Origin of the sequence: Natronospira proteinivora (assembly GCF_024170465.1) — a bacterium.
GTDB lineage: Bacteria > Pseudomonadota > Gammaproteobacteria > Natronospirales > Natronospiraceae > Natronospira > Natronospira proteinivora.
In genome coordinates this window covers 1451494-1475360 of record NZ_JALJYF010000001.1, presented here as the reverse complement: position 1 = coordinate 1475360, position 23867 = coordinate 1451494, and the positions used below count along the sequence as shown (strand labels likewise).

23 protein-coding genes are annotated in these 23867 nt (G+C 61.2%); 7 read left to right on the top strand and 16 right to left on the bottom strand.

Annotation, left to right across the window (positions count from 1 at the left end; all coding sequences use genetic code 11):
* Nucleotides 1-9 precede the first annotated feature (9 nt).
* The gene (locus tag J2T60_RS06875) at nucleotides 10-1296 is read right to left on the bottom strand and encodes a peptidylprolyl isomerase (RefSeq protein WP_253447241.1); all 1287 of its coding nucleotides are present in this window, start codon (nucleotides 1294-1296) and stop codon (nucleotides 10-12) included.
* Between the two features lie 14 nt (nucleotides 1297-1310).
* Nucleotides 1311-3650, bottom strand: coding sequence for an LPS-assembly protein LptD (locus J2T60_RS06870; protein WP_253447238.1), 2340 nt, complete (start codon nucleotides 3648-3650; stop codon nucleotides 1311-1313).
* A gap of 173 nt (nucleotides 3651-3823) precedes the next feature.
* On the opposite strand from J2T60_RS06870, the gene J2T60_RS06865 reads away from it, so the two are divergent.
* From J2T60_RS06865 to J2T60_RS06855, 3 genes are read left to right on the top strand one after another with little or no spacing between them, the layout of a single operon-like run.
* Complete coding sequence (locus J2T60_RS06865) at nucleotides 3824-4840, top strand: aminoglycoside phosphotransferase family protein (protein WP_253447235.1); 1017 nt, start codon at nucleotides 3824-3826, stop codon at nucleotides 4838-4840.
* Nucleotides 4837-5529 carry an N-acetylmuramate alpha-1-phosphate uridylyltransferase MurU gene (murU, locus tag J2T60_RS06860; protein ID WP_253447232.1) on the top strand — a complete coding sequence of 231 codons (693 nt, stop codon included), beginning with the start codon at nucleotides 4837-4839 and terminating at the stop codon, nucleotides 5527-5529. Before J2T60_RS06865 ends, murU begins: the two co-directional genes overlap by 4 nt.
* Entirely contained in the window at nucleotides 5526-6293 is a 768-nt protein-coding gene (locus tag J2T60_RS06855; protein ID WP_253447229.1) for a DUF429 domain-containing protein, read from the top strand. The genes murU and J2T60_RS06855 overlap by 4 nt, the downstream gene beginning before the upstream one ends.
* A 149-nt stretch (nucleotides 6294-6442) precedes the next feature.
* Here J2T60_RS06855 and lipB read toward each other — a convergent pair whose 3' ends face one another.
* The 11 genes from lipB to J2T60_RS06800 all read right to left on the bottom strand — a co-directional run bounded on the left by lipB (nucleotide 6443) and on the right by J2T60_RS06800 (nucleotide 16885).
* Nucleotides 6443-7093 carry a lipoyl(octanoyl) transferase LipB gene (gene lipB / locus J2T60_RS06850; RefSeq protein WP_253447226.1) on the bottom strand — a complete coding sequence of 217 codons (651 nt, stop codon included), beginning with the start codon at nucleotides 7091-7093 and terminating at the stop codon, nucleotides 6443-6445.
* A gap of 4 nt (nucleotides 7094-7097) precedes the next feature.
* Nucleotides 7098-7376, bottom strand: coding sequence for a YbeD family protein (locus J2T60_RS06845; RefSeq protein WP_253447223.1), 279 nt, complete (start codon nucleotides 7374-7376; stop codon nucleotides 7098-7100).
* Nucleotides 7373-8248, bottom strand: coding sequence for a D-amino acid aminotransferase (locus J2T60_RS06840; RefSeq protein ID WP_253447220.1), 876 nt, complete (start codon nucleotides 8246-8248; stop codon nucleotides 7373-7375). Before J2T60_RS06840 ends, J2T60_RS06845 begins: the two co-directional genes overlap by 4 nt.
* A gap of 14 nt (nucleotides 8249-8262) precedes the next feature.
* Nucleotides 8263-9408 carry a D-alanyl-D-alanine carboxypeptidase family protein gene (locus tag J2T60_RS06835; RefSeq protein ID WP_253447217.1) on the bottom strand — a complete coding sequence of 382 codons (1146 nt, stop codon included), beginning with the start codon at nucleotides 9406-9408 and terminating at the stop codon, nucleotides 8263-8265.
* A 99-nt stretch (nucleotides 9409-9507) separates the two neighbouring features.
* Nucleotides 9508-10287 (bottom strand): septal ring lytic transglycosylase RlpA family protein, encoded by a 780-nt coding sequence (locus J2T60_RS06830; RefSeq protein WP_253447214.1) that lies wholly within the window; start codon nucleotides 10285-10287, stop codon nucleotides 9508-9510.
* A complete protein-coding gene (gene mltB, locus J2T60_RS06825) occupies nucleotides 10280-11263 on the bottom strand; it encodes a lytic murein transglycosylase B (RefSeq protein WP_253447211.1) in 984 nt (327 codons plus the stop codon). The genes J2T60_RS06830 and mltB overlap by 8 nt, the downstream gene beginning before the upstream one ends.
* Before the next feature lie 15 nt (nucleotides 11264-11278).
* The gene (rodA, locus tag J2T60_RS06820) at nucleotides 11279-12397 is read right to left on the bottom strand and encodes a rod shape-determining protein RodA (protein ID WP_253447208.1); all 1119 of its coding nucleotides are present in this window, start codon (nucleotides 12395-12397) and stop codon (nucleotides 11279-11281) included.
* Nucleotides 12387-14276: a penicillin-binding protein 2 gene (mrdA, locus tag J2T60_RS06815; RefSeq protein ID WP_253447205.1), complete on the bottom strand. Its 1890-nt coding sequence runs from the start codon at nucleotides 14274-14276 to the stop codon at nucleotides 12387-12389. The genes rodA and mrdA overlap by 11 nt, the downstream gene beginning before the upstream one ends.
* Nucleotides 14277-14279: 3 nt before the next feature.
* On the bottom strand, nucleotides 14280-14768 hold the full coding sequence (gene mreD / locus J2T60_RS06810) for a rod shape-determining protein MreD (RefSeq protein WP_253447202.1): 489 nt from the start codon (nucleotides 14766-14768) through the stop codon (nucleotides 14280-14282).
* The gene (gene mreC / locus J2T60_RS06805; RefSeq protein WP_301288318.1) at nucleotides 14761-15732 is read right to left on the bottom strand and encodes a rod shape-determining protein MreC; all 972 of its coding nucleotides are present in this window, start codon (nucleotides 15730-15732) and stop codon (nucleotides 14761-14763) included. Before mreC ends, mreD begins: the two co-directional genes overlap by 8 nt.
* A gap of 109 nt (nucleotides 15733-15841) precedes the next feature.
* Entirely contained in the window at nucleotides 15842-16885 is a 1044-nt protein-coding gene (locus tag J2T60_RS06800) for a rod shape-determining protein (RefSeq protein ID WP_253447196.1), read from the bottom strand.
* Between the two features lie 337 nt (nucleotides 16886-17222).
* Here J2T60_RS06800 and gatC point away from each other — a divergent pair, with 337 nt between their 5' ends.
* The 4 genes from gatC to hslO are packed head-to-tail and all read left to right on the top strand — an operon-like array spanning nucleotide 17223 to nucleotide 21398.
* Complete coding sequence (gatC, locus tag J2T60_RS06795; RefSeq protein ID WP_253447194.1) at nucleotides 17223-17510, top strand: Asp-tRNA(Asn)/Glu-tRNA(Gln) amidotransferase subunit GatC; 288 nt, start codon at nucleotides 17223-17225, stop codon at nucleotides 17508-17510.
* A gap of 43 nt (nucleotides 17511-17553) precedes the next feature.
* The gene (gene gatA / locus J2T60_RS06790; RefSeq protein WP_253447191.1) at nucleotides 17554-19008 is read left to right on the top strand and encodes an Asp-tRNA(Asn)/Glu-tRNA(Gln) amidotransferase subunit GatA; all 1455 of its coding nucleotides are present in this window, start codon (nucleotides 17554-17556) and stop codon (nucleotides 19006-19008) included.
* Nucleotides 19009-19061: 53 nt separating this feature from the next.
* Entirely contained in the window at nucleotides 19062-20498 is a 1437-nt protein-coding gene (gatB, locus tag J2T60_RS06785) for an Asp-tRNA(Asn)/Glu-tRNA(Gln) amidotransferase subunit GatB (protein ID WP_253447189.1), read from the top strand.
* Between the two features lie 3 nt (nucleotides 20499-20501).
* A complete protein-coding gene (gene hslO, locus J2T60_RS06780) occupies nucleotides 20502-21398 on the top strand; it encodes an Hsp33 family molecular chaperone HslO (protein ID WP_253447186.1) in 897 nt (298 codons plus the stop codon).
* Here the strand turns inward: hslO and J2T60_RS06775 are convergent, their stop codons facing one another.
* From J2T60_RS06775 to prmC, 3 genes are all read right to left on the bottom strand, one after another.
* Nucleotides 21399-21902 carry a YiiD C-terminal domain-containing protein gene (locus J2T60_RS06775; RefSeq protein ID WP_253447182.1) on the bottom strand — a complete coding sequence of 168 codons (504 nt, stop codon included), beginning with the start codon at nucleotides 21900-21902 and terminating at the stop codon, nucleotides 21399-21401.
* The gene (locus tag J2T60_RS06770) at nucleotides 21899-22636 is read right to left on the bottom strand and encodes a HesA/MoeB/ThiF family protein (RefSeq protein ID WP_253447179.1); all 738 of its coding nucleotides are present in this window, start codon (nucleotides 22634-22636) and stop codon (nucleotides 21899-21901) included. The genes J2T60_RS06775 and J2T60_RS06770 overlap by 4 nt, the downstream gene beginning before the upstream one ends.
* Before the next feature lie 356 nt (nucleotides 22637-22992).
* Nucleotides 22993-23844, bottom strand: coding sequence for a peptide chain release factor N(5)-glutamine methyltransferase (gene prmC, locus J2T60_RS06765; RefSeq protein WP_253447176.1), 852 nt, complete (start codon nucleotides 23842-23844; stop codon nucleotides 22993-22995).
* Nucleotides 23845-23867: the final 23 nt, after the last annotated feature.

Genomic DNA, 23867 nt, shown 5'->3' with positions numbered 1-23867 from the left:
GGATGGCGCCTAGCCATCCAGCCGGATTTCAATATAGCTTTCGTCCCGCAGCTGCTGCAGCCAGGTGTCCATGCGCTCTTCGGCCTTGCGGGCACGAATCATTTGCTGGGCCTGATTGCGGCGGGCGTCCAGGGTGCGGTCCTGTTCACGGGTTTCCATCAATTCGACGATATGCCAGCCAAAGCGGGTTTCGATCGGTTCGCTGATCTCCCCAGGTTGCAGGCCGTCCAGGGCCTGCTCGAAAGTCGGGGCAAAGGAGCCCCGGCTTTGCCAGCCCAGGTTTCCGCCTCGAGCGCTGGAGCCGGGATCTTCGGAATATTCCCGGGCCAGATCGGCAAAATCCTCACCGTCTTCAATGCGCTGACGGAGCTCCACCAGTTTGAGCCGGGCGGCTTCAGGGAGCCGCACCTCGGAAGGGGAGAGCAGGATATGGCGGGCCCGACGTTCGGGCACCATGACGGCATCGCCACGGCGGGCTTCGTTGAGCTTGATAAGGTGGTAGCCACTGGAGGTGCGGAGGGGTCCGGCAATATCACCTTCTCCCATGTCGACAACCTGTTCGGCGAACACGCTGGGCAGTTCAGGGCCGGAGCGCCAGCCCATGTCGCCACCCTCCAGCGCTGTTCGGCTGTCGGAATGGGCGATGGCGAGCTCCGCAAAGTCAGCACCGTCATCCAGCTGGCGGCGGATGTCCTGGGCCCTTTCCCGGGCCTGCCGGGTTTCTTCGGCATCACCTTCGGAATCCGCGGCGATCATGATATGGAACACCTGGTATTCGGCGTCCAGGTCACCTTGGGCCTCTGCTTCGGCCAGGAATTCCTGAACTTCCCGTTCGGAAACGGTGACCTCGCGAAACAGCATTCGTTGTTGTACCTGCTGCTGGATCAGTTCCCGCCGGATTTCTTCGCGAAAGCTGCCGTATTCAATGCCTTCCGATGCCAGCATGTCCGGCAGCTGGGCCAGGGTGACATCGTTCTGGGATGCTATGCGTGCCAGGGCCTGGTTTACCTCGTCGTCACTGACCCGAAGGCCTGCTCGCCGGGCCCGCTGCAGTTGAACTTCCTCATTGATCATTTGCTCCAGCATCTGCTGCCGCAAGTCCTGTTCGGGGGGTAATTGGGTGCCCTGATCCCCCATGCGCACGCGCAGGGACTCAATGCGTTCCTGCAGCTCGGAATCCAGGATGACCTCATCATCCACCACGGCCACGATGCGGTCCAGTGGGGTATTGGCGGCCAGGGAGGTTACCGCCAGGGCCAGTAGCAATGCGGTGCCGATAATAATCTGATGTTTCATGGTCAACTCTTGATTTAGTCGTATTCGCGATAGCCGTAGCCCATGACTTCTTCCTCCAGGAAGGAGTCCACCGTCTGACCCACGCCGCCCATTCCCTTGAGTTCCAGCTGGATCATGAAGGAACGGTCCACATCCCCGTCCCGATTGTAGATATGGCGTCGAGAGGTGAATCTCAACGCCCAGCAGCAACTCTCATATTCCAGACCAGCGAAACGGTCCAGGGTTTCATCATCCTGGAGGGAATGATTCCAGCGGCCAAAGAAGCGGATGCGATCTGTCACGGGCCAGGCGAATGAGACGTCAACCTGGTCAAGACGGTCCCGGCGATTCCTGTAGCCGATATTGACCACCTGCCGGGGCTCGGGACGATATTGGAACTGTATCGCGCTGCGGGTGGTTTGTCGATCTTCCGGGTCCCACAGCACGGTGGTTCGGGCGCTCAGGCTCTCGGTGGGCGATAATTGCAGTTCACCCGCCAGCTCGGAGCGTGGCTGGTCCACCACCTGATCGTTGCCAAGCTGTACTTCCCGGTCATCAAAGTAGCGAATCTGGCCCAGGCTGCCGCTCAAGAGGTTGCGCCCCGAGGCCCGGTCCAGGATCCGGGAGGTTACGGCTACCCCCAGTTGGTTAGCGTCTCCCAGCCGGTCCGGTCCCACGAAACGGTCCTCCATGAACAGGCTGGCGAAGGTGAAGTCCATTTCCCGGGTATCGAACCGCGGCAGCAGGTTCTGTTCGGCATCCGCCGGGACGTTGAGGTAGAACAGCCGGGGCTCCAGCGTCTGGACCAGGCGGTCACTGCCGGCGAAGGGGCGTTCCATTACCAGTCCCGAATCCAGACTGAATACGGGTGTACTGCGGCTAAGGCTGAGGGACTCGCCCGGGGTGAATACCACGCTGTCTTCATCCTCATTGAGTGCCGCGTGCTTCAGATCATGCTGAGTGTACTGGGCACCCAAAGAAGGCTGGACAAACCAGCCGGGGGGGCCAAAGCGGGCGCTGACCCGGGGATGAAGATGCAGGCGGTCCGCTTCAATGGCGTCGGCCCGTTCGAAACGGGTAAAACGGTTGCGCAGCTCCGCATGGAAGGGACTCTGTCCGATGGGTAAATCCGAATTCAGCTGCAGATCCGGCATTTCCCGATAGGGCAGGTCGGCTTGCTCTATCTCATCGTCGATGGTCTGGAACATGCGAAAACGACTGCTGAAACGGTACCAGTCGGTGTTCTGACTCAATGTGACCGTTTGGGGTAGATAGGTTCGCGAACGGGCCCCCGGGCCACTGTCCAGATCCAGAAAGTAATCTGGGTCTGATGCACGCTGGATATTGGCATTCAGTTGCCAACTGCGGGGAAATTGGGTTTCGTGGCGGTAGTTGTAGTAGTAGCGGTCGTCCCCATATATTCGGTCATTCGGATGGTAATCCAGGTTCAACTGGCCCTCATTGCGCTGGGTCAGATAGCGGGTTTCGGTGTAGAGCTGAGTGCCCCGTTCGCTGCGGTAATGGGGAGTCAGTAGCGTGTCGAAATTGGGTGCGATGTTCCAGTACCAGGGCAGGGCAAACTCGGTGCCGTGACGGCTGGAGCGGCCGAAATCCGGGAATAGAAAGCCGGTCTTGCGGCGATCATCGATGGGAAAGCTCAGCCAGGGGGTATAGAAAAAGGGCACGCGCTTGAAATCCAGCCGCATGTGTCGGGCAACGCCGCGCCCCTGATCATGATGCAATCGCAGTTCCCGGGCATGCATTTCCCAGTCCCGATTGTCCTCCGGGCAGGTGGTGTACATCAGGTCTTCCAGCAGGGTGGTTTCCCCGTCCGGTCGGTTCAGGGTTTGCGCCTCTCCTCGTGCATGGCGATCCAGCAGACGGAAGCCGGCCTGCTGAAATTCCCCCCGGTCCTCGGTCAGGTCAAAGCTGGCTTCCGTCCCCGTGAAGGCCAGGTCATTCTGCATGAAAGAAACATCACCAAACAGGCTGACTTGGTTGTCGCGCGAGCGATACAGCATTTCGTCCGCCTTGAGATGGCGGGTGCCCTGACTCAGATGGACATCACCCCGGAACAGCGAGAAGTCGTCGACAATGGATTCCTGGTAGTCGGCCAGTACTTCAATCGGAGTGTCCGGATCGGGTGGCGGTCCCACGGTTTCCGAGGGGCGTTCCGGGGGCCAGGCCGGGCATAGCCGCCATGGCTGGGGCTCCTCTGGCTCCAGCTGGGCCATTGCGGTGGGGGGCAGCAGCAACAGCAGCAGCGGCATGAGCAGTAGTGCTACCGTCGTTGGTGCACCACTTCCGGCCAGGGTGCCGGAAGTGGTCAGCCCTTGGGGGCCACTGATTTTTTTCAGCCTTTGCTGCAAGGACACCGCTGTTTACTTCCCTGGGTGGGCAGGATGACCATCATAATGGCCGGATATGGGCGCGCGGTAAACTCGCATAAGCTGACTTCCCCTGCAAGCCCCGCCGTGGCCCCCTGTGCCTCCAAGCCCAGTCTGTGTAATCTGTATCCCTTGCGGAATGAGCAGGAAGGATATCTCCCATGAGCGAAGACGCCCGAGCCAGGGCACTGCGAGAGTGGCTGTCTGCCCTGTATCCAGAGGCGGATATTCGTATGGTGCCCGCTTCGGTGGATGCCTCCTTTCGACGTTATTTTCGAATCGAGGGCGTGGCCGATGTCCCCCGGGTGGCCATGGATGCCCCGCCTGGCCAGGAAGATCTGGGTCCGTTTTTGAACGTGGGCGCCCGTTTGATGGCTGCCGGGATCCGTGTTCCGGCGGTGCTGGCCCAGGATCGCCGGCAGGGTTTTTTACTGCTGGAGGATCTGGGCCGTGAGACCTATCTGCAAGCCTTTGCCCACAGCGACCCCGCCCCATTGATGGCAGCGGCAATCCCCGCCCTGGTCCGCATGCAGTCGCATACGGCCAGCGATGGGTTGCCCGTCTATGACCAGGACCTGCTAATGCGGGAATTGCGGCTGTTTCCCGACTGGTATTTGGCCGAGGTTTTAGGTCTGCGCCTATGTGAGACCGAGCAGCAGCGATTCGCCGAAAGCTTCGAGGCCCTTTGTCGCCGCGCTTTGGCCCAGGCTCGGGTTTTTGTGCACCGGGATTTTATGCCCCGCAACCTGATGGCCTCTCCGCCTTTGCCAGGGGTGATTGATTTTCAGGATGCGGTACAGGGGCCCATTAGCTATGACCCGGTTTGCCTGTTCATGGATGCCTTCTACAGTTTTGAGCCGGGCAAGGTCACCGAGGGCTTGCTGGCCTATTATCGCCAGGCCTGGGCCCAGGGCCTGCCACTGCCTGAATCCGAGGATGCGTTTCTATCGGATTGTTGTTGGATGGCGGCTCATCGTCATATCAAGGTGATTGGCATCTTTGCCCGGATTGCACGTCGGGATGGAAAACCCCATTACCTCAAGGATGTGCCCCGTTTCTTCCAGTACCTGCGGGCCTCGGCAGCGGATGAAAGGGCCCGGGGGAACACGGAGCTGGCCGAATGTTTGGCACCGCTGCTTCACTTTGCCCCTGGTGAAGCCCGGGGAGCAGCGGTATGAGCCGGCGGGCCATGGTGCTGGCAGCAGGTCGCGGACAGCGGATGCGACCGCTGACAGACCAATGCCCCAAGCCTTTGCTCAGTGTGGCCGGACGGCCGTTGATCGAGCATCAGATTGAACGCCTGGCGTATTTCGGCTGGCGAGAGATTGTGATCAATCTGGGCTGGTTGGGGGATCAGATCCGGACTGCCCTGGGGGATGGCAGTCGGTTGGGGGTGACCATCCGATATTCTGAAGAGGGCTGGCCAGCACTGGAAACCGGGGGCGGTATTCAGCGGGCGTTGCCGCTTTTGGGCAGCGAGCCCTTCATGGTGGTCAATGGCGATGTGTTCTGTGATGCCCCCCTAGATGGTATTGCCCTGGCGCCCGGCGATCTGGCCACATTGCTCTTGGTGGATAACCCCTCGCACAACCCGGATGGTGATTTTGGTCTCCGGGCGGGCCGGGTCAGTGAGCAGGGCGGGCAGCGCCTGACCTTCTCCGGCGTGGGGGTCTATGATCCTCGCCTGTTTGCCGATGCCCCCGGCGGGGCGTGGCCCCTGGCCCCGAGGCTGCGAGAGGCGGCTCGTGCCGGCCGGGTGGGCGGCGTCCATCATGCAGGCCTTTGGCTGGATGTGGGTACGCCGGAGCGGCTATCGGAGCTGGAGCATCGTCTTCTGAGAGGGATGAGTGGCGAGGAGGCCCAATGACTTGGGATGCCATTATCGGGGTGGATTGTGCCACGGCCCCTGAAAAGACCGGTCTGGCCCTGGCGTGTCCGGGGCAGGAGCGTTGGCAGCTGATCGAAGCCTGTAATGGGGCTCACTTGTCGCCCGTGGCGCGACTTAGCCAATGGCTGGCCCTCTTTGAGCGGCCCCTGATCTGTCTGGATGCTCCCCTGGGCTGGCCGCGGGACCTGGGACGGGCCTTGGCCGACCATCGGGCGGGAGAAGCCATGACAGCGTCCGCCGATGCTCTTTTCCATCGCCGTTGTGACCGCTTCATCCAGGCACAGACGGGCTGTCGCCCCATGGAAGTGGGCGCCAATTTCATTGCCCGCACTGCCCGGGCGGCGCTTTCTTTGCTTGCGGCATTGCGACAGGAAAGTGGTCGTCGTCTGCCCCTGCTCTGGCATCCGGGTGCCGGTGAGGAAGGCGGTGTAATCGAGGTTTACCCGGCCGCCACCCTGAGAGTGCATGGCCTGCCGTGGAAGCGCTACAAGCCCGCCGCACAGCAGGCTTTGCGGGATGAAATCATGAATGGCTGGTCCGAACAGCTGAAACCGCCTGCCGCCCGTTCCACGGCGGCTCAGGCCATGCTGGCCCAGGCTGATGTGCTGGATGCGGCCCATTGCTGCCTGGCCGGCCTGGATTTCATTGAGGGTCGGGCCATGGCGCCACCGCAGCTGGATGAGGATCTGGCGGTGGAAGGGTGGATCTGGACCCGGCGTCCCGCTGAAGAAACCGATTCATAGCGCGTAAGAAACCGGAGCCTATATGGCTCCGGTTTCTTCTGAGGGATGGTCTCATCGCTGGTTTAAAGACGCATGTTCGGCTCGGCCCGCAGCGCAAGACGTGGTACAGGAGAAACGGTAGTCGCTACTGGTGGGAGATCAGGTGTTGCTTACTTCGGGGATGGATAACCCAGGCGATGGATTAGATGGGGTTGAAGATCCTGCCAGACCACGTCCGGATCCGACGGACCGCCCTGCTCGGAAACCTGGGTGACTTCCATACCGGCATAGCCGCAGGGATTGATGCGGTTGAATGGGGATAGGTCCATATTCACGTTGAAGGCCAGACCATGGTAAGTGCAGCCGTTTCGGACTCGTAAGCCCAGGGCCGCAATCTTGCGGCCTTCCACATACACTCCGGGGGCGTCGGGTCGGTTGGCAGCGGGGATGCCGTAGTCGGCCAGGGTATCGACCACGGCATGCTCCAGGGCTTCCACCAAGGCCCGGATTCCCAACTTGAGGCGGCGTAGATTGATCAGTGGATAGACTATCAGCTGACCCGGGCCGTGATAGGTCACCTGTCCGCCACGGTCGATGTCAATCACCGGGATGTCACCCGGGGCCAGGACATGTTCATGTTTGCCGGCCAGTCCCAGGGTGAAGACCGGCGGATGTTCCACACGCCAGATCCGGTCCGGTTCGCTGCCGTCCCGAGACAGCGTCCAGGTCTTCATTTCCGCCCAGACCGGGTCGAAATCGCGACGACCCAGGTCGCTGAATTCCGGGGGGGGGAGGGGCAGTTGGTGAGAAGGAGTGGCCATGTGATCAGAGGGTCATGAGCACGCGGTCGGAGGCGTGCAGTGCCCGGTAGATATCATCCAGCTGAGGCCGGCTTTGGGCCCGCACGGTCACGGTCAGGGAAATGAAACGGCCACCGCGGCTTTCCCGGTCACGAATAGCCACCACCGAGTCCGCGCCGGCCTGACGGCTGACGATCTCAATGACATGTTCACGGAACCCGGCTTCATCCCGACCCATGATCTTCAAGGGAAAGTCGCAGGGGAATTCCAGCGGTGTATTGTGTTCGTCGATCTGCTTGCTCATGCCGGTTCACTGCGGTTCTGTCTGGAGGTTTTCACCAAGGCATCCTGCAGGCGTTTCCATACCGGACCGGGATCACCTTGGCCGATGGGCTGCTCTCCCACTCGGGTCAGGGGCACCATTTCCCGGCTGGAGCTGGAGATCCAGGCTTCGCTGGCCTGCGACAGACGGCTTAGCGGAATGGCTTCCTGCCGTACAGACAAACCGGCCTCCTTGGCCAGTTCGATGATCACGTCCCGGGTAATGCCGGGCAGGATGGCGTGGCTCTTGGGCGGTGTGAGGATGACACCATCCACCACCAGGAACAGGGTGGTGGAGCTGCCTTCCACAAGCTCACCATCCCGGTGAAAAAGGGCTTCATCGGCGCCCTGCTCGCGGGCTTGTTGCTTGGCCAGGACATTGGGCAGCAGGGCAATGCTCTTGATATCACAACGGGCCCAGCGCGTGTCCGCCACCAGGCAGGCCCGGGCCCCTTCCCGGCGAATCCGTTCGGGTAGCACTGGCAGGGGGCTGGCCATGGCGAAGCGGGTGGCTTCCACGTCATCGCCGGGGAAACCGTGATCCCGCTGATGGTCAGCACCACGAGTCACCTGGAAGTAGATGGTCATGTCACCCCCCCCATTTCCCTGGATAAGGGTTTCCACCATCTCCCGCCAGTCCTGCCGGCTCATGGGATTCGGCAGACGGATCCCGTCCAGGCTGTAATCCAGCCGGTCTAGATGGGCTTCCAGCTGGAAGGGGTGCCCCTGATAGACCGGGATAACTTCATAGACGCCGTCGGCGAATAGAAATCCCCGATCCAGGGGCGACAGCCGGATCTCCTCCAGCGGCTGGAATCGGCCGTTGAACCAGGCGATGGGGAATGGTTGGGCCATGGTCTCGTCCGGGTTTATTCGAAGAAGAGTTTGACGCGATCCACCAGGCGGCGCCACAGGCTGCCGGAAGCCACGTCATTCTTTGCAAAGACCGGACGTTCCGCGACGGTCTCGCCATCCAGACTGACCCGGACGGTGCCCAGCTCATCCCCTTCGCGTATTGGGGCATCCAGGCGCCCGCTGATGTTCATGATCGGCTCAAGGTCGTTGTAGCGGCCCCGTGGGACGGTGACATAAAGGGCTTCCTCCAGGCCCAGCGGCACCGAGTCCGCAGCGCCACCCCAGACCCGTTCTTCGGCGAGGCTTTCGCCGGCGGCATAAAGCCTGTGGGTTTCAAAGAATCGAAAACCGTAGTTGAGCAGGGTCTGACTCGCATCGGCCCGGGAGCGCTCGCTGCTGGAGCCCATCACCACGGATACCAGGCGGGCATCGTCGCGTTGTGCCGAGGTGACCAGGCAGTAACCGGCCGAGCGGGTATGGCCGGTCTTGATGCCGTCCACGGAATCATCCCGCCACAACAGGGTATTGCGGTTGTTCTGCCGGATGCCGTTGTAGGTAAATTCCCGCTCTGAGTACCAGTCGTAGTAATCGGGGAAGTCCTTTATCAGGGCCCGGGCCAGCAGAGCCGTGTCGTAGGCCGTGGTGTACTGGTTCTCATCCGGCAGCCCGGTGCTGTTGGCATAGCTGGTGTTTTCCATGCCAAGCTGCTGGGTATACTGGTTCATCATGTCCACGAAGGCGGCCTCGGAGCCGGCCACGTGCTCGGCGAGGGCGACACTGGCATCGTTGCCGGACTGAATGATCATGCCCTGGAGCAGGTCCTCGACGGTGACTTCCCGCCCGACTTCAACGAACATCCGTGATCCGGGCATGCGCCAGGCCCGCTCGCTGACAATGACCTGGTCATCCAGGCTGATACTGCCGCTTTCCAGGGCACTGAATACCACATAGCCGGTCATGACCTTGGTAATGCTGGCCGGTTCCACGGATTTATCCGGCTCCATATCCGCCAGGAGCCCACCGCTGTGAAAGTCCATCAGCACATAGCTGTTGGCGTCCACCGAGGGGGCGGAAGGAATGGGGCTGGCCAGGAGTGAGCCGCTCACCAGCATGAAAGTGGCGGCGGCGAGGTATCTCAGGTTGCGAGCAGAGAAGGTCATCGTTGGGTCTACCTGATTGGGTCCATGGTGTTGGTACAAGCGAAGCCTGCTATTTTAGCAGGCAATCGCGGGAAATAGGATTCATTGTGCTGGCGATTGTCAGGAACGAATCAGGCGGGTTTCGTGGATTCCCGCTTCACGCAGACGTTGGAGCAGATTTTCCACGTTCTGTTCCCCGGAAATCGGTCCGACTTGCACCCGGTGTACGGCCCGCCGGCCATTGCCCTCCTGCTGGATCCGGATGGGGGTAATGTCACGGGACTCCAGTTGCCGCTTCAGATCCTGGGCATTATCACCATCCCGGAAGGCGCCCACCTGGATATGGACCGGTTCGTCGCCTACCTGAGCCTGGCCGGACTGGCCGGTGAGGGCTTCTACCCGCACCGGCGCAGTTCCCGCATCGGCCATGTCCAGGCGGTGGGCGGCGGCATAGGACAGGTCGATGATGCGGTTGTGGGCGAAAGGACCCCGGTCATTGACCCGCACCACGATGCTGCGGTCGTTTTCCAGATGCGTGACCCGCACATAAGTGGGCAGGGGCAGGCTGGTATGGGCCGCGGTGAGGGCGTACATGTCATAGGTCTCGCCGCTGCTGGTTCGCTCGCCGTGAAATTTCTTGCCGTACCAGGAGGCAATGCCCTCCTCGGAATAGCCCTGGGCGGAATCCAGCACATGGTAGGTCTGACCAAAGACTTCATAGCGGTCCGGGTTGCCGTAGGGACTGCGAGGCTCCTCCTTCGGAATGGGCTCCTGAACTTGGTCCAGACCCTCCGGCGGACTGGAGGGGCCACTGTCCTGGACTTCCAGTGGGGCGCAGGCAGCCAGTAGCAACAGGCTACCCAGCAGCACAATGTTTCGTGAAGGATGCTGTTCAACCACGGTCACGTTTCTCCTGCTCAATGGCCCGACTCAGTTCCCAGGCGGCCATGGCGTACAGCGGGCTATGGTTGTAGCGGGTGATCACCCAGAAGTTATTGAGTCCGACCCACCAGGCATTTTCATCCTCCAGCTCCAGGCGAACCGGCAGGACCTGCTTGTCGTTATCCACGCCCTGAGTGAAGACGAGCCCGGCTTCTCTCAAGCTGCCGGCTTTTTTTCGTGTCAGCGGGGCCGGTTTCTCCATCTCCAGGTCATCGGGCAGGATGGCCGGGACTACCACCGCTTCTCCCCGTTGCCAGCCGTGTTCGGAGAAATAGTTGGCAACGCTGCCGATGGCATCTTCCCAGTCATTGAACAGGTCCCGTTGGCCGCTGTTGCTGAAATCCACGGCGTAGGTCCGGTAGCTGGATGAAATGAACTGACCGGCCCCCATGGCGCCGGCGTAGGAGCCCTTGAGTGTATGAATGTCCAGGTCTTCCTCGTCGGCGAGCAGGAACAGCTGGCCCAGCTCGCTGCGAAAGAAAGCGGCCCGCGGAGGATAGTCGAAGCCCAGGGTAACCAGAGAGTCCAATACCGGGTGGGTACCCTGGTGACGGCCGTAATAGGTTTCGATGCCAATGATGGCCACAATCATGGCGGCGTCCACCCCGAAGGTCTCTTCGGCCCGCCGCAGGGTATGCTCGTGTTCCTCCCAGAAATCCACGCCCCCCTGGATTCGGGCATCGGTCATGAAGATGGGACGGTAGCGATACCAAGGCATGGCCTCGGCCGGGCTGGCAATGGCTTCCAGTACTGATTCGCGTTGCTCCACATCGGCCAGAACCGAAAGCAGCCATTCCCGGTCAAGGCCGTGTTCTACCACCATCTCGTTGACGAAGGCTTGTACGTCCTGCCGCTCATGGTAAGCGGTTTGGGCCGCAAGGGGCATGGATGTGGAAAGGCAGAACAGTAATGTTGAGAACAGGACGCTTTTCATTCCCTGGGTGGGCTCCTATGACATGAAGCGACGATGGCCGTTAATGCTCATGAGAATACCGAAACTGGCCATAAGGGTCACCATGGAAGTACCGCCATAACTGACCATGGGGAGGGGGACCCCCACCACGGGCATCAGGCCGGTGACCATGCCGGTATTGACAAAGATATAAACGAAGAAGGTGAGCATGAGACTGCCCCCCACCAGTCGGCCGAAGTTGTCCTGGGCCCGCAATGCCAGCACCATGCCTCGCCAGAAGATGAAGAGATAGATGAGTACCAGAATGATAACCCCCATCAGGCCGAACTCTTCTCCCATGACCGCAAAGATGAAGTCGGTGGACCGCTCGGGCAGGAATTGGAGCTGGGATTGGGTCCCTTCCGTCCAGCCCTTGCCGAAGAACCCGCCGGAACCGATGGCGATCTTGGACTGGATGATGTGATAACCGGTACCCAGGGGGTCGGACTCGGGATTAAGGAAGGTTAAAATCCGCTGGCGCTGGTATTCGTGCAGATTGGCCCATAGCAAGGGCAGGGCGGCGGCCAGGATCAGCAGTCCGGCAACCATGTAGCGCCAGCGCAGGCCCGCCAGGAAGAGCACGAAGAAGCCGGCGGTGGCCACCAGCAGGGATGTACCCAGATCGGGTTGTAGGGCGATCAGGCCAACCGGCAGCATGATGCAGGCCAGGACCAAAAGCACTTGCCACCAACGGGGCGGCATGGGCCGTTCATGCAGGTACCACGCGATGGCCAGGGGAACCACCAGCTTCATCATCTCGCTTGGCTGGAAACGGACAATGCCCAGATCCAGCCAGCGCTGAGCTCCCTTGCCCATCTCCCCGACCAGTAATACCGCCACCAGCAAGCCCAGGCCGAGCAGAAAAAGCCAGGGCGCCCAGCGAAGAAATAGAACGGGGGGCAGTTGGGCCAGGACCACCATGATGGCCAGGCCCAGGCCCATGTGGGTCATTTGGCGGAGCAAGAGACTGCTGCTTTCTCCCCCGGCGCTGTAAAGTACTACCAGGCCGAATCCGCACAGGGCCAGCAGTCCCCCAATCAGCAAGCCATCCAGCCGCAGGACGGCGAGGCTGCCATAGCTTGGATTCTGCCCATTGTGCAGGGTGTCAATCGGCATCGTCGTTCCCCGCCTGATCGTCGTTGTTTCGTTTCAGCAGGTAGTAATCCATCACCTTTTGGGCTACTGGTGCCGCCACCGAGCCCCCGCCACCGCCATGTTCCACCAGCACCGAGATTGCAATGGTCGGGTTCTCCGCCGGGGCGAAGGCAATGAACAGGGCGTGATCCCTCAGGTGACGGGCAAGCCCCTCGTGATCGTATTCTTCATCTTCTTCCAACCCGAAGACCTGGGCGGTTCCGGTCTTGCCGGCAATGGAGTAAGGGGAGCTGAATCCTATGGATCGGGCCGTTCCCCGTTCGCCATGGACCGAATCCACCATGGCATCGATGGCTCGCTCCCAGCGGGTATCGGAAATGGCCGCCAGCAGTTCGGATCGATAGGCCTCCGGCGGTGACATGGTTTCATATTCCCGGGTAAAGGCATTGCGCGTGCCCATCAGAATTCGTGGATTGTGCAGGTAGCCATGATTGGCCATGCCGGCGGTGGCTTTTGCCAGCTGCAGGGGGGTGGACAGCATGTAACCTTGACCGATACCGGCGATGACCGTTTCCCCGTGGTACCAGCCTTCCCCCATGGTTCGGCGTTTCCATTCCCGGGAAGGGATGACGCCGGCGCTTTCCCCCGGGATGTCGATGCTGGCCTGGGCCCCCAGACCAAACTGGGTCAGATAGCGGTGGATATTATTTATCCCCAGTTCCATGGCCAGCTTATAGAAGTAGATGTCGCAGGACTCCACCACCGCCTTGTGCAGGTCAGTGGGGCCGTGGCCTCGCCTCAGCCAGTCCCGGAAGGGGCGATCCCGGCCTTCCAGATGGAACTCCCCGGTGCAATTGATGGTGTCATCCGGGTCCACGTCCGTGGCATCCATGCCGGCCAGGGCCAGGAAAGGCTTGATGGTGGAGCCCGGAGGATAGCGACCCCGGGTGGCCCGATTAAACAGGGGGCGTTCCGGGTCATTCTGCATGTCGCGGAAGGCCTCGCTCTGCAAGCCGGCTACCAGGCGATTGGGGTCGAAGGCGGGACGACTGACCTTGGCCAGCACGCTCCCGTCCCGGGGGTCCAGTGCCACCACGGCGCCGGAGTGACCTTCCAGAGCATTCCAGGCCACTCGCTGCAGTTCCGCGTCCACGCTTAGATAGAGGTCATCCCCCGGCACGGCGGGTTCGCGCACGTCCAGGGTACGAATGACCCGGCCCTGGGCATTGGTTTCCACCCGGCGACTGCCCGCACCACCGTGGAGAATCGGTTCATAGGAAAATTCGATGCCGGCCTTGCCGATCCGGGTGGTGCCGCTGTAACGGCTGCGATCGATGCGCTGCAGGTCTTGCCGGCTGATGGCACCCAGATAGCCCACGATATGGGACATCTTCTCCCCGTAGGGATAATGCCGGGCCAGCCGGGCCCGGATATCCACGCCTGGAAAGCGTTGTCGCTCCACGGAGAAACGGGCGACTTCTTCATCGCTGAGGTTTTGGCGGATGGGGACGGGCTGAAAACGGCGCTGGCTGTCCAGAAGGCGGAAGAAGCGCTCCTGATCCTGCTCTTGGATGTCGATGATTTCACCCAGGGCCTGGATGGTCTGATGGACATCCTCTACTTGCTCGGGAATCAGCTCCAGCTGATAGGTGGGCAGGTTCTCGGCCAGCACCCGGCCTTCCCGGTCATAAATCAGGCCCCGGGTCGGTGGAATGGGTTCCACGCGAACCCGGTTACCGTCGGCCAGGGTCGAGTAATGCTGATAATCCACTACCTGAAGGATGAACATTCGCGTCACAAGCAGCAGCAACAGCCCGGTTGCGACCACCGCTGCCAGGACCGCCCGATTGAAATACAGGCGGCGATCCTTATTCTGATTGCGAATGTGCAGGTCCGACATGGCCTATGCGACGTTGAATCGGCGCCGCAAAAAACGCAGCAGAAACAGGACCCAGGGCCAGAAAAGCGTCCCTGTGAGTACCGGGGCCCAGCGCCATTCCAGGTTGTGAAGTTGCCCGGTGGCACCCTCAACCATCAAGAGAATGACCTCGTAAACGGTCAAAAGTGCCATGACAGTGATCGCTTGTTGCCAGACTGGAAAGACCCGGACGCGCAGGTGAATCCCTGACACCAGCAGAGCCAGTACGGCGAGTGCCAGGGCATGCTGACCCAGGACACTGCCGGTGAGGGCATCCAGCACCAGTCCGGCCAGCCAGGCGGTGCCCACATTGACCCGATGGGGAATGGCCAGGATCCAGTAGATCAGAACCAGGGCAACCCAGTCAGGACGAAGCAGCTGAGCCATCTCGGGCAATGGCCAGATATTCAGCATCAGGGCGGCCAGCAGTGACAGCATGATGGCCCAGCGCCCTTGGGCGGGCTGATCACTCATCCACAGGCTCCTCTGGCGGCACGGGTGGCGGGCTGTCATCACCCGGCAGGCTTTCCTCGTCCCTCATGTCCCGCTGCAGCGGGGGTTCGCCCAGCGGGTCCCGCTCAAAGGGCGTGCCGTCCGCCCGCCAGACCAGCAGGACTTCCCGGCTGCGATTAAGGGCCGCAGTGGGTTCGGCATGGATGGCGGCAAAGGTTTCACCGGGCCGTCGGCGGACATCGGTCACGGTGCCCACGGGGTAGCCACGCGGGAACCGCATGCCCAGTCCCGAGGTGACCAGCAGGTCACCGGGACGGATATCGGCACTATTGGGTAGATAGGGCAGGTCCAGGCGGGTGATGTCGCCGGTCCCCAGGGCAATGGTCCGCAAGCCGTTGCGGTTCACTTCCACCGGAATGGCATGACTGGGATCGGTGATCAGGATAGCTTCCGCGCCGAACAGGCCGGTATGGGTAACCTGCCCCATCACCCCGTCCGCGTCCAGCAGGGGCTGACCCGGGTAGACCGCATCCCGACTGCCCTTGTCCACCACAACGCGATGCCGGAAGGGATCCAAATCCACCTGCAGCAGCTCGGCGGCCAGAATCCGCTCTCCCACCCGAGCGCCGGACTGCAACAGTTCCCTTAGCCTTTCATTTTCCGCTTCCAGACTTTCCAGACGCTGAGTTCGAGCACTCAGTTCGAGCTGGCGCTCCTGCAAGACCCGGTTTTCCCTCAGCAGGTACTCTCGTGTGGCCAGGCTTTCCGAGGCACGTTCCAGGGCGCTATGCGGGAGGTCCACCATCAATTGAATGGGATAGGTCAGCACCGACAGGGCCTGTCGGGCCCGGTCAAGATGGCCTTCCCGGTGGTCCAGGGCAATAATGACAATGGACAATAGCGCCAGCATGCCGGCTCTGATCAAAGGGGATGGGCCGGTCCCGAATAGCTTGGGATTGCGCGTATTGCTAAATGCGGAGGCCATCAGGCACCTCAATCAGAGGCGGCGGCCCCTGCGGGCCGCCGTCTGAAGGTCAGGTTTGCATGCCCCGCGTAACGAGGTGGTCTTGCCAGTATGCCGCTGAATGGTTGCCTCATTCCACCGAGAAGATTTCACTGCCCTGTTCATCCAGGATGTCGAGTATCCGACCACCGCCACGGGCTACGCTGGTGAGTGGATCGTCCGCCACCAATACCGGGATGCCGGTTTCTTCCATCAGCAGTCGATCCAGGTCGCGCAGCAGAGCGCCACCGCCGGTCAGAACGATGCCCCGATCGGCCACATCGGAACCCAGTTCCGGGGGGGTCTGCTCCAGGGCGGTCTTCACCGCACCCACGATGCCTGCCAGGGGCTCCTGCAGGGCTTCCAGAATCTCGTTGGAATTAAGAGTAAAGGCCCGGGGAACCCCCTCGGACAAGTGACGGCCCTTGACCTCGATTTCCCGGATTTCCTCGCCGGGGAAGGCCGAGCCGATTTCCTGCTTGATGCGCTCGGCGGTGGCTTCGCCGATCAGGGTGCCGTAGTTGCGGCGGACATAGTTGACGATGGATTCGTCGAAGCGGTCGCCGCCAATGCGCACGGAATTGGCGTAAACGATGCCATCCAGAGAGATGACCGCCACTTCGGAGGTCCCGCCACCGATGTCCAGCACCATGGAGCCCTTGGCCTCGTGGACCGGCATGCCCGCCCCGATGGCCGCGGCCATCGGTTCATACACCAGAATCACGCGCCGTGCCCCGGCGCCAGCCGCCGATTCCTTGATCGCCCGCTGCTCTACCTGGGTGGAGCCATAAGGGACACAGACCACGACCCGGGGGCTGGGGCGGAAGTGACGGGAGCCGTGGGCCTTGCGGATGAAGAACTGCAGCATCTTCTCGGTCACGTTGAAGTCGGCGATGACACCGTCCTTCAGCGGCCGGATGGCCACAATGTTGCCGGGGGTCCGGCCCAGCATGCGCTTGGCCTCGGTACCTACTGCTTCAATGGTCTTGGTGCCCCGGGCCGGATCGTCCCGGATGGCCACGACCGAAGGTTCATCAAGAATGATCCCCTTGCCCCGAACATAAATCAGCGTGTTGGCTGTGCCCAGGTCAATGGAGAGGTCACTGGAGAAAAAACCGCGAATACTGTTAAACATCGGGGGTATTCTTCTTTGGTCTGTGGGCCGGAGCCGCATTATGGCGGACCCGTGGCCGGTGATCGAGAATTCGCGGCGCAAATGGTCCGTCTCGGGACGGGATTGCGCACCGCGCGTACTTTATCAACAGGCCCTTGATTGGGCAACGAAAATAGGCTGTTCCGTCCCATTATGGGTGATTTTGGGCCCCGCAGGGTGAATTTCATGCCCCGGCGGGTCTTTCCGGCCGGTCTGACGGGGGCTTGGCGGACGCCGAGAAAACCGGGCCATGACGGCGCAGGGCCCCATGTGATAAATTTCCCCGCTTGTTTCAGGGGAAGATCGGAGGCTTTAGCCCATGTCGCTCAGTCCGGACGAAGTCCGCCATATTGCCCATCTCGCCCGTCTGCGTATCGACGAGCGGGATGTGGATGATTACGCCCAAAACCTCTCTCGCATCGTGGATTTCGTGGATCAGCTCGGCCAGGCCGATACCGCTGATGTGACGCCCATGGCCCATCCCGTGGACATGGCCCAGCGCCTGCGGGAGGACCGGGTCACCGAGGAAAACCATCGCGACGAGTACCAGCAGAACGCGCCAGCCACCGAAGCCGGTCTGTATCTGGTGCCCCGCGTCCTCGAATAACGTCGCCTCGACGCCCAGCCGTTCATCAACAGGATCACCGAGCATGTACGACAAGACTTTGGCCGAACTTGCCGCCGCCCTGAAAAAGGGTGATGTCTCCAGTGAAGAATTGACCCGCCATTATCTGGACCGGATCGAAAAGCTGGATGAGCGCTACAACGCCTTTATTACGCCCACGCCGGACCAAGCCCTGGCCCAGGCCCGGGAAGCTGACAAGCGTCTTGCCGCCGGTGAAGGCGGGCCGCTCACCGGCTTGCCGCTGGCGCATAAGGATATTTTCTGTACCCGCGGCATCAAGACCAGTTGCGGGTCCAGGATGTTGGACAATTTTGTCTCCCCCTATGACGCCACGGTGGTGGAGCGCCTGGCCCAGGCCGGGGTGGTGACCTTGGGCAAGACCAATATGGACGAGTTCGCCATGGGCTCCTCCAATGAGACCAGTTATTACGGCCCGGTGAAGAACCCCTGGGATGAGACCCGGGTGCCGGGCGGCTCTTCCGGGGGATCCGCGGCCGCTGTGGCGGCCCGCATGGCGCCGGCGGCCACCGGTACCGATACCGGCGGTTCCATTCGCCAGCCCGCGGCCCTGGCCGGACTAACCGGCTTCAAGCCCACTTATGGGCGGGTTTCCCGTTACGGCATGATCGCCTTTGCCTCCAGCCTGGATCAGGCCGGCACCCTGACCCAGAGCGCCGAAGACGCGGCGCTGTTGACCCAGGTTATGGCCGGATTCGACGAGCGGGATTCCACCTCCGCCGAGAAGGACGTGCCGGACTACTGCGCCAGCCTGGGGGATGACCTCAAGGGCCTGAAGATTGGCGTGCCCAGTGAGTTCTTTGATGAAGGACTGGATGCCGAAACCGGCAAGGCTGTGGAAACGGCCCTGGATGTCTATCGCCAGATGGGCGCCGAGATCCGGGAAGTGCATCTGCCCAATCTGAATCTTTCCGTGCCCACCTATTATGTGGTGGCGCCGGCCGAGTGTTCCTCCAACCTGTCCCGATTTGACGGGGTTCGTTTCGGCTATCGTTGCGAGGACCCCAAGGATCTGCTGGATCTTTACGAGCGCTCCCGGGGTGAAGGTTTCGGGCCCGAGGTCAAGCGCCGGGTGATGACCGGCACCTATGTCTTGTCCGCCGGTTATTACGATGCCTACTACTTGCAGGCCCAGAAAACCCGCAAGCTGATCCGGGATGATTTTATTCGTGCCTTTGAGGAGGTGGATGTGCTGATGGGGCCCACCACGCCCACCCCCGCTTTCGGGATCGGCGAGAAGACCGATGATCCCATCACCATGTATCTCAATGACATCTACACCATTGCAGTGAATTTGGCGGGTCTGCCTGCGGTTTCCGTACCGGCGGGTTTCGTCAACAAGCTGCCGGTGGGCTTGCAGATCATTGGTAATTTCTTCGATGAAGGTCGTCTGCTGAATGTGGCGCATCAGTACCAGCAGCAGACGGACTGGCATCGGCAGATGCCGACCGGCATCGAGTGAACCCTCATTGACCCGCTTAAAGGGTCTCCTACGGTTAGAACTGGAATGTGATTATGGAATGGGAAACCGTCATCGGGCTTGAGATTCATGCTCAGCTGCGTACCCGGAGCAAGATCTTCTCCGGCAGTTCCACCACCTACGGGTCTGAACCCAATACCCAGGCTTCCCTGATTGATCTGGGCTATCCGGGCATGCTGCCGGTGCTCAACAAGGAAGCGGTGGGTATGGCGGTGAAGCTGGGTTTGGCCGTTGGCGCCAAGATTGCCGAGCGCTCTGTTTTCGCCCGCAAGAACTACTTCTACCCTGATCTGCCCAAGGGTTATCAGATCAGCCAATACGAGCTGCCGGTGGTCTACGAAGGCAGCATGGATATTGAGTTGGACGACGGCACGATCAAGACCGTCGGTGTGACCCGGGCCCATCTGGAAGAGGATGCCGGCAAGTCCCTTCACGAGGGTTTCGAGACCATGACCGGTATCGATCTCAACCGGGCCGGGACGCCGCTGCTGGAAATCGTCTCCGAGCCGGACCTGCGCTCCTCCTCGGAGGCGGTTGCCTACATGAAGAAGCTGCACTCCCTGGTGCGCTATTTGGAGATTTGTGACGGCAATATGCAGGAAGGCTCCTTCCGTTGTGATGCCAATGTCTCGGTTCGCCCCAAGGGTCAGGAAGAATTCGGCACCCGCACAGAAATCAAGAACGTAAACTCCTTCCGCTTCGTGGAAAAGGCCATTGATTACGAAGTAGAGCGCCAGATTGATGTGCTGGAATCCGGCGGCAAGATAATCCAGGAAACCCGTCTCTTTGATCCCAGCAAGGGCGAAACCCGCTCCATGCGGACCAAGGAAGAGGCCAATGACTATCGTTATTTCCCGGACCCGGATTTGCTGCCCCTGGAAATCGAGCAGAGCTTTATTGATGGGGTGAAGGCGGATCTGCCCGAGTTACCCGACGAGAAGCGGGATCGCTTCATGAAGGATTACGGGCTCAAGGCCTATGATGCCGCTGTGCTCACCGCTACCCGGGAGATGGCGGATTTCTATGAGTCGGTGGTCAAGGCTTCAGGCGGCGATGCCAAGCTGGCGGCTAACTGGGTGATGGGCGATTTCTCCGGTTTCCTGAACAAGGATGGCGTGGAAATCAATGAGGCCCCCGTCAATGCCGAGGGTCTGGCCGGTCTGCTCAAGCGGATCGAGGACAAGACCATCTCCGGCAAGATCGCCAAGGAAGTCTTCGAGGCCATGTGGGCCGGAGAAGGGGATGCCGATGCCATCATCGACAAGAAGGGGCTCAAGCAGATTACCGATGCCTCGGCCATCGAACCCATTATCGATGAGGTGATGGAGAGCAATCCCCAGCAACTGGAACAGTACCGCGGCGGCAAGGACAAGCTCTTTGGTTTCTTTGTCGGTCAGGTGATGAAGGCCACCAAGGGCAAGGCCAATCCCCAGCAGGTCAACGAACTGCTCAAGAAGAAATTGGAAGGCTGATTCATGGCTCAGGCAGGCAAACAGACAGACAGCCTGCACCGCTTCCTGTTTGAAGCGTATCCCGTTCGCGGGGAGGTGGTGCGCCTGGATGCCAGCTGGCAGGCAGCACTGGAGCATCAGGATTATCCAGAGCCGGTCCGCCAACTGCTGGGTCAGGCCATGGCGGCGTCCAGTCTGTTGGCCTCCACCTTGAAGTTTGACGGGGCCATGACCCTGCAGGTTCAGGGACAGGGACCCATCAGTCTGTTGGTGGTTCAATGCACCAGCGAGTTGGTGATTCGGGGCACGGCCCAGTTCGAGGAAGTGCTGCCCGATGAGGCCGGATTCCGGGATCTGGTGGGCGAGGGCACCATGGCCATCACCATTGAGCAGGAAGGCCGGTCTGAACGCTACCAGGGCATCGTGCCCATGGAGGGCGACAGCCTGGGTGCTTGCCTGGAAGGGTATTTCGCCCGCTCCGAGCAACTGCCCACGCGCATGTGGCTGGCGGCCGATAATGATGCGGCTTCCGGCATGTTGCTGCAGGTGATGCCCGGCGAGGATGAGGACGATGCCGGCTGGGGGCATACCGTGACACTGGCCGAGACGGTCAGCGAGGGCGAGTTATGCCATCTGCCGGTGGAGCAGCTGCTCCACCGGCTTTACCATGAAGATGATGTCCGCCTCTTTGAAGCTCATCCGGTGGCCTTCCGTTGTACCTGTTCCCGGGACAAGATCGCCGATGTGCTGCGCCGGATCGGTCAGGAAGAAGTCCGGGATATTGTCGCCGAACAGGGGCAGGTAAGCGTGGCCTGCCAGTTCTGTGGCCGCCAGTACGAGTTTGATGCGGTGGATGCGGAGAATCTGTTCATCGCCCCGGATGCGGCCGGCGATAGCCAGGGTTCCACTACCCGCCACTGATTACTTGCTTCGTTTGCGAATGGCCACGAATGTGCCCTGAAACTCGGCGCAGCTCTGCCCCTGGCTTTCCACCCGGGCGGTGAGATCAATGGCTGCCTTGTTGCGGCGCTGGATGGCGCGCAGGAACTGGTTGAGCAGACCCACATTGGGGGGCTCGCAGATGGCGGAAAGCCGGTCGGTGGCCGGATTCTGATAGCGCATGTGACTGTCCCGGATAACCAGGCTCACATCGGGCTGATCCCGCAGCATGACCCAGAGAAAACCCCAGGCGGCTAGAGTTCCGAGTCCGTGCAGACTGCCACCAAAGGCCGTACCAATATGGTTGCTGTTGGGGGCCAGTGGGGCGCTGATGCGCACGGCCTCGCGATCCACCGAATCCACCTGCACGGCCATATGCTGCAAGAGGGGAATGCAGTCCAGCAGGTAATGCTGCAGGGCCTTTTGATTGTCCGCCACATCCAGGCGGCTCAAGGGGTCCTGTTCTTCAACAAGGCCTTCACTCATGCCGGGTCTCCACACACGGGACAATTGGGGTCTTTGGCGAATCTGCTCTGGCGCCACTCACCGGAAAAGGCATCATAGCGCAGAAGTCGGCCGGCCGTGTGCCGGCCCTGGCCGGTCAACAGCTTGATGGCTTCCACTGCCTGCAAGCTGCCCACTACCCCCACCAGAGGCGATAACACTCCATTCTGCGCACAGTTGCCCATGTCCTCCTCCACGGCGGTTTCCTCGAATAGGCAGGCGTAGCAGCCGGTGTCCGGGGTGAAAACGGCCAGCTGGCCCTGCCAGCGGATGGCTGCGCCCGAGACCAGGGGCGTGCCCGTGGCCACGGCGGCCCGATTGGCCGCAAAGCGGGTGGGAAAGTTATCGCAGCCATCCACGATCAGGTCCACCTCGGCGGCCTGCGCGCGCAGGGAATCCTCGTCCATTCTTTCGCGCAGGGCGATGAGCCGGATCTCAGGGTTCAGGGCCGAGAGGTGGGTCATGGCCGCATCGACTTTATCCTGGCCCGTTTGCTCGCTGCGGTAGAGAATCTGGCGTTGAAGATTGGCCAGATCGACGGTGTCGAAGTCGGCGATTCGAAGTTCACCCACGCCGCTGGCGGTGAGATAGGCGGCGGTGGCGCATCCCAGCCCCCCGGCGCCCAGCAATAGGACGCGGGCTTGTCCAAGCCGGTCCTGGGCCGCCTCTCCGAAGCCCGGCAGGGCGTGATGGCGTGCATAGCGAATGGTATCCATCCCCCCATTGTAACGCCAAAAAAAACGGGACCCTGGGGTAAGGGTCCCGGTGGGGAGTTGCTTGCATCATCTGCATCCTTGCAGCGTTCGCCTGTCGGAAGGGTGGCCGGTTGTCCCGGCTTCTTCTAATCGCCGACGTTTTGTGTGCTTCTTGCCGTCGGCCACCGGATGGGGCAGGGGGGAGCTACCCGGATCCGGCGGTGCCCACATGGCTGTGGAGCACAGTTCAAAGCCTATACTATACTTGTACGATTACAAGTGAATTGTGTCGTTTTTTCGGTGAAAATTTTGCCCATTCAAGGGGGAAACCCTTGGTTGAGCAGAAAGTTGCCTTAATTTGCCTGCTTGTACAACTATTACTTGTACAAGCAGGCAGTAGTGATCCGCGGGTGCCCGGCCAGATCCTTGTGGGTCTCGATCCGGCAAAAGCCTGCCCCTTCCAACAGCTCGCGAACGGCCTGGTCCTGGTCAAAGCCGTGTTCCAGCATCAGAAAGCCTCCCGAGCGAAGATGGTGGGGGCTGTCCTCGACCAGGCGACGGATGTCTCGCAGGCCATCGGCCCCGGCCGCCAGGGCGCCACTGGGCTCGAAGCGAAGATCGCCTTGGCCCAGATGCGGGTCGTTGTCGGGGATATAAGGGGGGTTGGAGACGATCAGGTCCAGCTCCCTTTCCTGGATGGCCTCGAACCAGTCCGACTGGATAAGCTCGATGGTCAGCCCCAGGTTTCGGGCGTTCTCCCGGGCCATTGCCAAGGTGTCGGGGTTAATTTCACTGGCCAGTACCGTCCAGGCAGGGCGTTCGCTGGCCAGGGCAAGCGCGATGGCGCCGCTGCCGGTGCCCATGTCCAGGGCCCGTACGCCTTCCCGGGGCAGTTTCTCAACGGCCAGCTCCACCAGGCGTTCGGTTTCCGGCCGGGGGATGAGCGTGGCGGGCCCGACTTTCAAGTTCAGGGTCCAAAATGCTCGCCCTTCAGTCAGGTAGGCCACCGGCTCCCCCTGGGCACGTCGTCTGACCAGGGCCTGAAAGGACCGCGCTTGCGTTTCGCTCACCTCCCGCTCGGGGAAGGCAATCAGGGTGGTGTTGCCCAGGCCGCTGGCGTGAGCAAGCAGGATACGGGCCTCCAGCCGGGGTTCGTCGCTGACTCCGCTCAGTTCCCGTACAGCCCACTGCTGCAACTGGTCCAGGCGCTTGGATGAGGAGTTATTCATGGGCACAGTTTACCGTCTCAGGG

Coding starts and splice junctions, on each gene's coding strand:
- J2T60_RS06875 (WP_253447241.1), bottom strand. CDS start 1,296: ATGAAACATCAGATTATTATCGGCACCGCATTGCTACTGGCCCTGGCG.
- J2T60_RS06865 (WP_253447235.1), top strand. CDS start 3,824: ATGAGCGAAGACGCCCGAGCCAGGGCACTGCGAGAGTGGCTGTCTGCC.
- murU (WP_253447232.1), top strand. CDS start 4,837: ATGAGCCGGCGGGCCATGGTGCTGGCAGCAGGTCGCGGACAGCGGATG.
- J2T60_RS06855 (WP_253447229.1), top strand. CDS start 5,526: ATGACTTGGGATGCCATTATCGGGGTGGATTGTGCCACGGCCCCTGAA.
- lipB (WP_253447226.1), bottom strand. CDS start 7,093: ATGGCCACTCCTTCTCACCAACTGCCCCTCCCCCCCCCGGAATTCAGC.
- J2T60_RS06845 (WP_253447223.1), bottom strand. CDS start 7,376: ATGAGCAAGCAGATCGACGAACACAATACACCGCTGGAATTCCCCTGC.
- J2T60_RS06840 (WP_253447220.1), bottom strand. CDS start 8,248: ATGGCCCAACCATTCCCCATCGCCTGGTTCAACGGCCGATTCCAGCCG.
- J2T60_RS06835 (WP_253447217.1), bottom strand. CDS start 9,408: ATGACCTTCTCTGCTCGCAACCTGAGATACCTCGCCGCCGCCACTTTC.
- mltB (WP_253447211.1), bottom strand. CDS start 11,263: ATGAAAAGCGTCCTGTTCTCAACATTACTGTTCTGCCTTTCCACATCC.
- rodA (WP_253447208.1), bottom strand. CDS start 12,397: ATGCCGATTGACACCCTGCACAATGGGCAGAATCCAAGCTATGGCAGC.
- mrdA (WP_253447205.1), bottom strand. CDS start 14,276: ATGTCGGACCTGCACATTCGCAATCAGAATAAGGATCGCCGCCTGTAT.
- mreD (WP_253447202.1), bottom strand. CDS start 14,768: ATGAGTGATCAGCCCGCCCAAGGGCGCTGGGCCATCATGCTGTCACTG.
- mreC (WP_301288318.1), bottom strand. CDS start 15,732: ATGGCCTCCGCATTTAGCAATACGCGCAATCCCAAGCTATTCGGGACC.
- J2T60_RS06800 (WP_253447196.1), bottom strand. CDS start 16,885: ATGTTTAACAGTATTCGCGGTTTTTTCTCCAGTGACCTCTCCATTGAC.
- gatC (WP_253447194.1), top strand. CDS start 17,223: ATGTCGCTCAGTCCGGACGAAGTCCGCCATATTGCCCATCTCGCCCGT.
- gatA (WP_253447191.1), top strand. CDS start 17,554: ATGTACGACAAGACTTTGGCCGAACTTGCCGCCGCCCTGAAAAAGGGT.
- gatB (WP_253447189.1), top strand. CDS start 19,062: ATGGAATGGGAAACCGTCATCGGGCTTGAGATTCATGCTCAGCTGCGT.
- hslO (WP_253447186.1), top strand. CDS start 20,502: ATGGCTCAGGCAGGCAAACAGACAGACAGCCTGCACCGCTTCCTGTTT.
- J2T60_RS06775 (WP_253447182.1), bottom strand. CDS start 21,902: ATGAGTGAAGGCCTTGTTGAAGAACAGGACCCCTTGAGCCGCCTGGAT.
- J2T60_RS06770 (WP_253447179.1), bottom strand. CDS start 22,636: ATGGATACCATTCGCTATGCACGCCATCACGCCCTGCCGGGCTTCGGA.
- prmC (WP_253447176.1), bottom strand. CDS start 23,844: ATGAATAACTCCTCATCCAAGCGCCTGGACCAGTTGCAGCAGTGGGCT.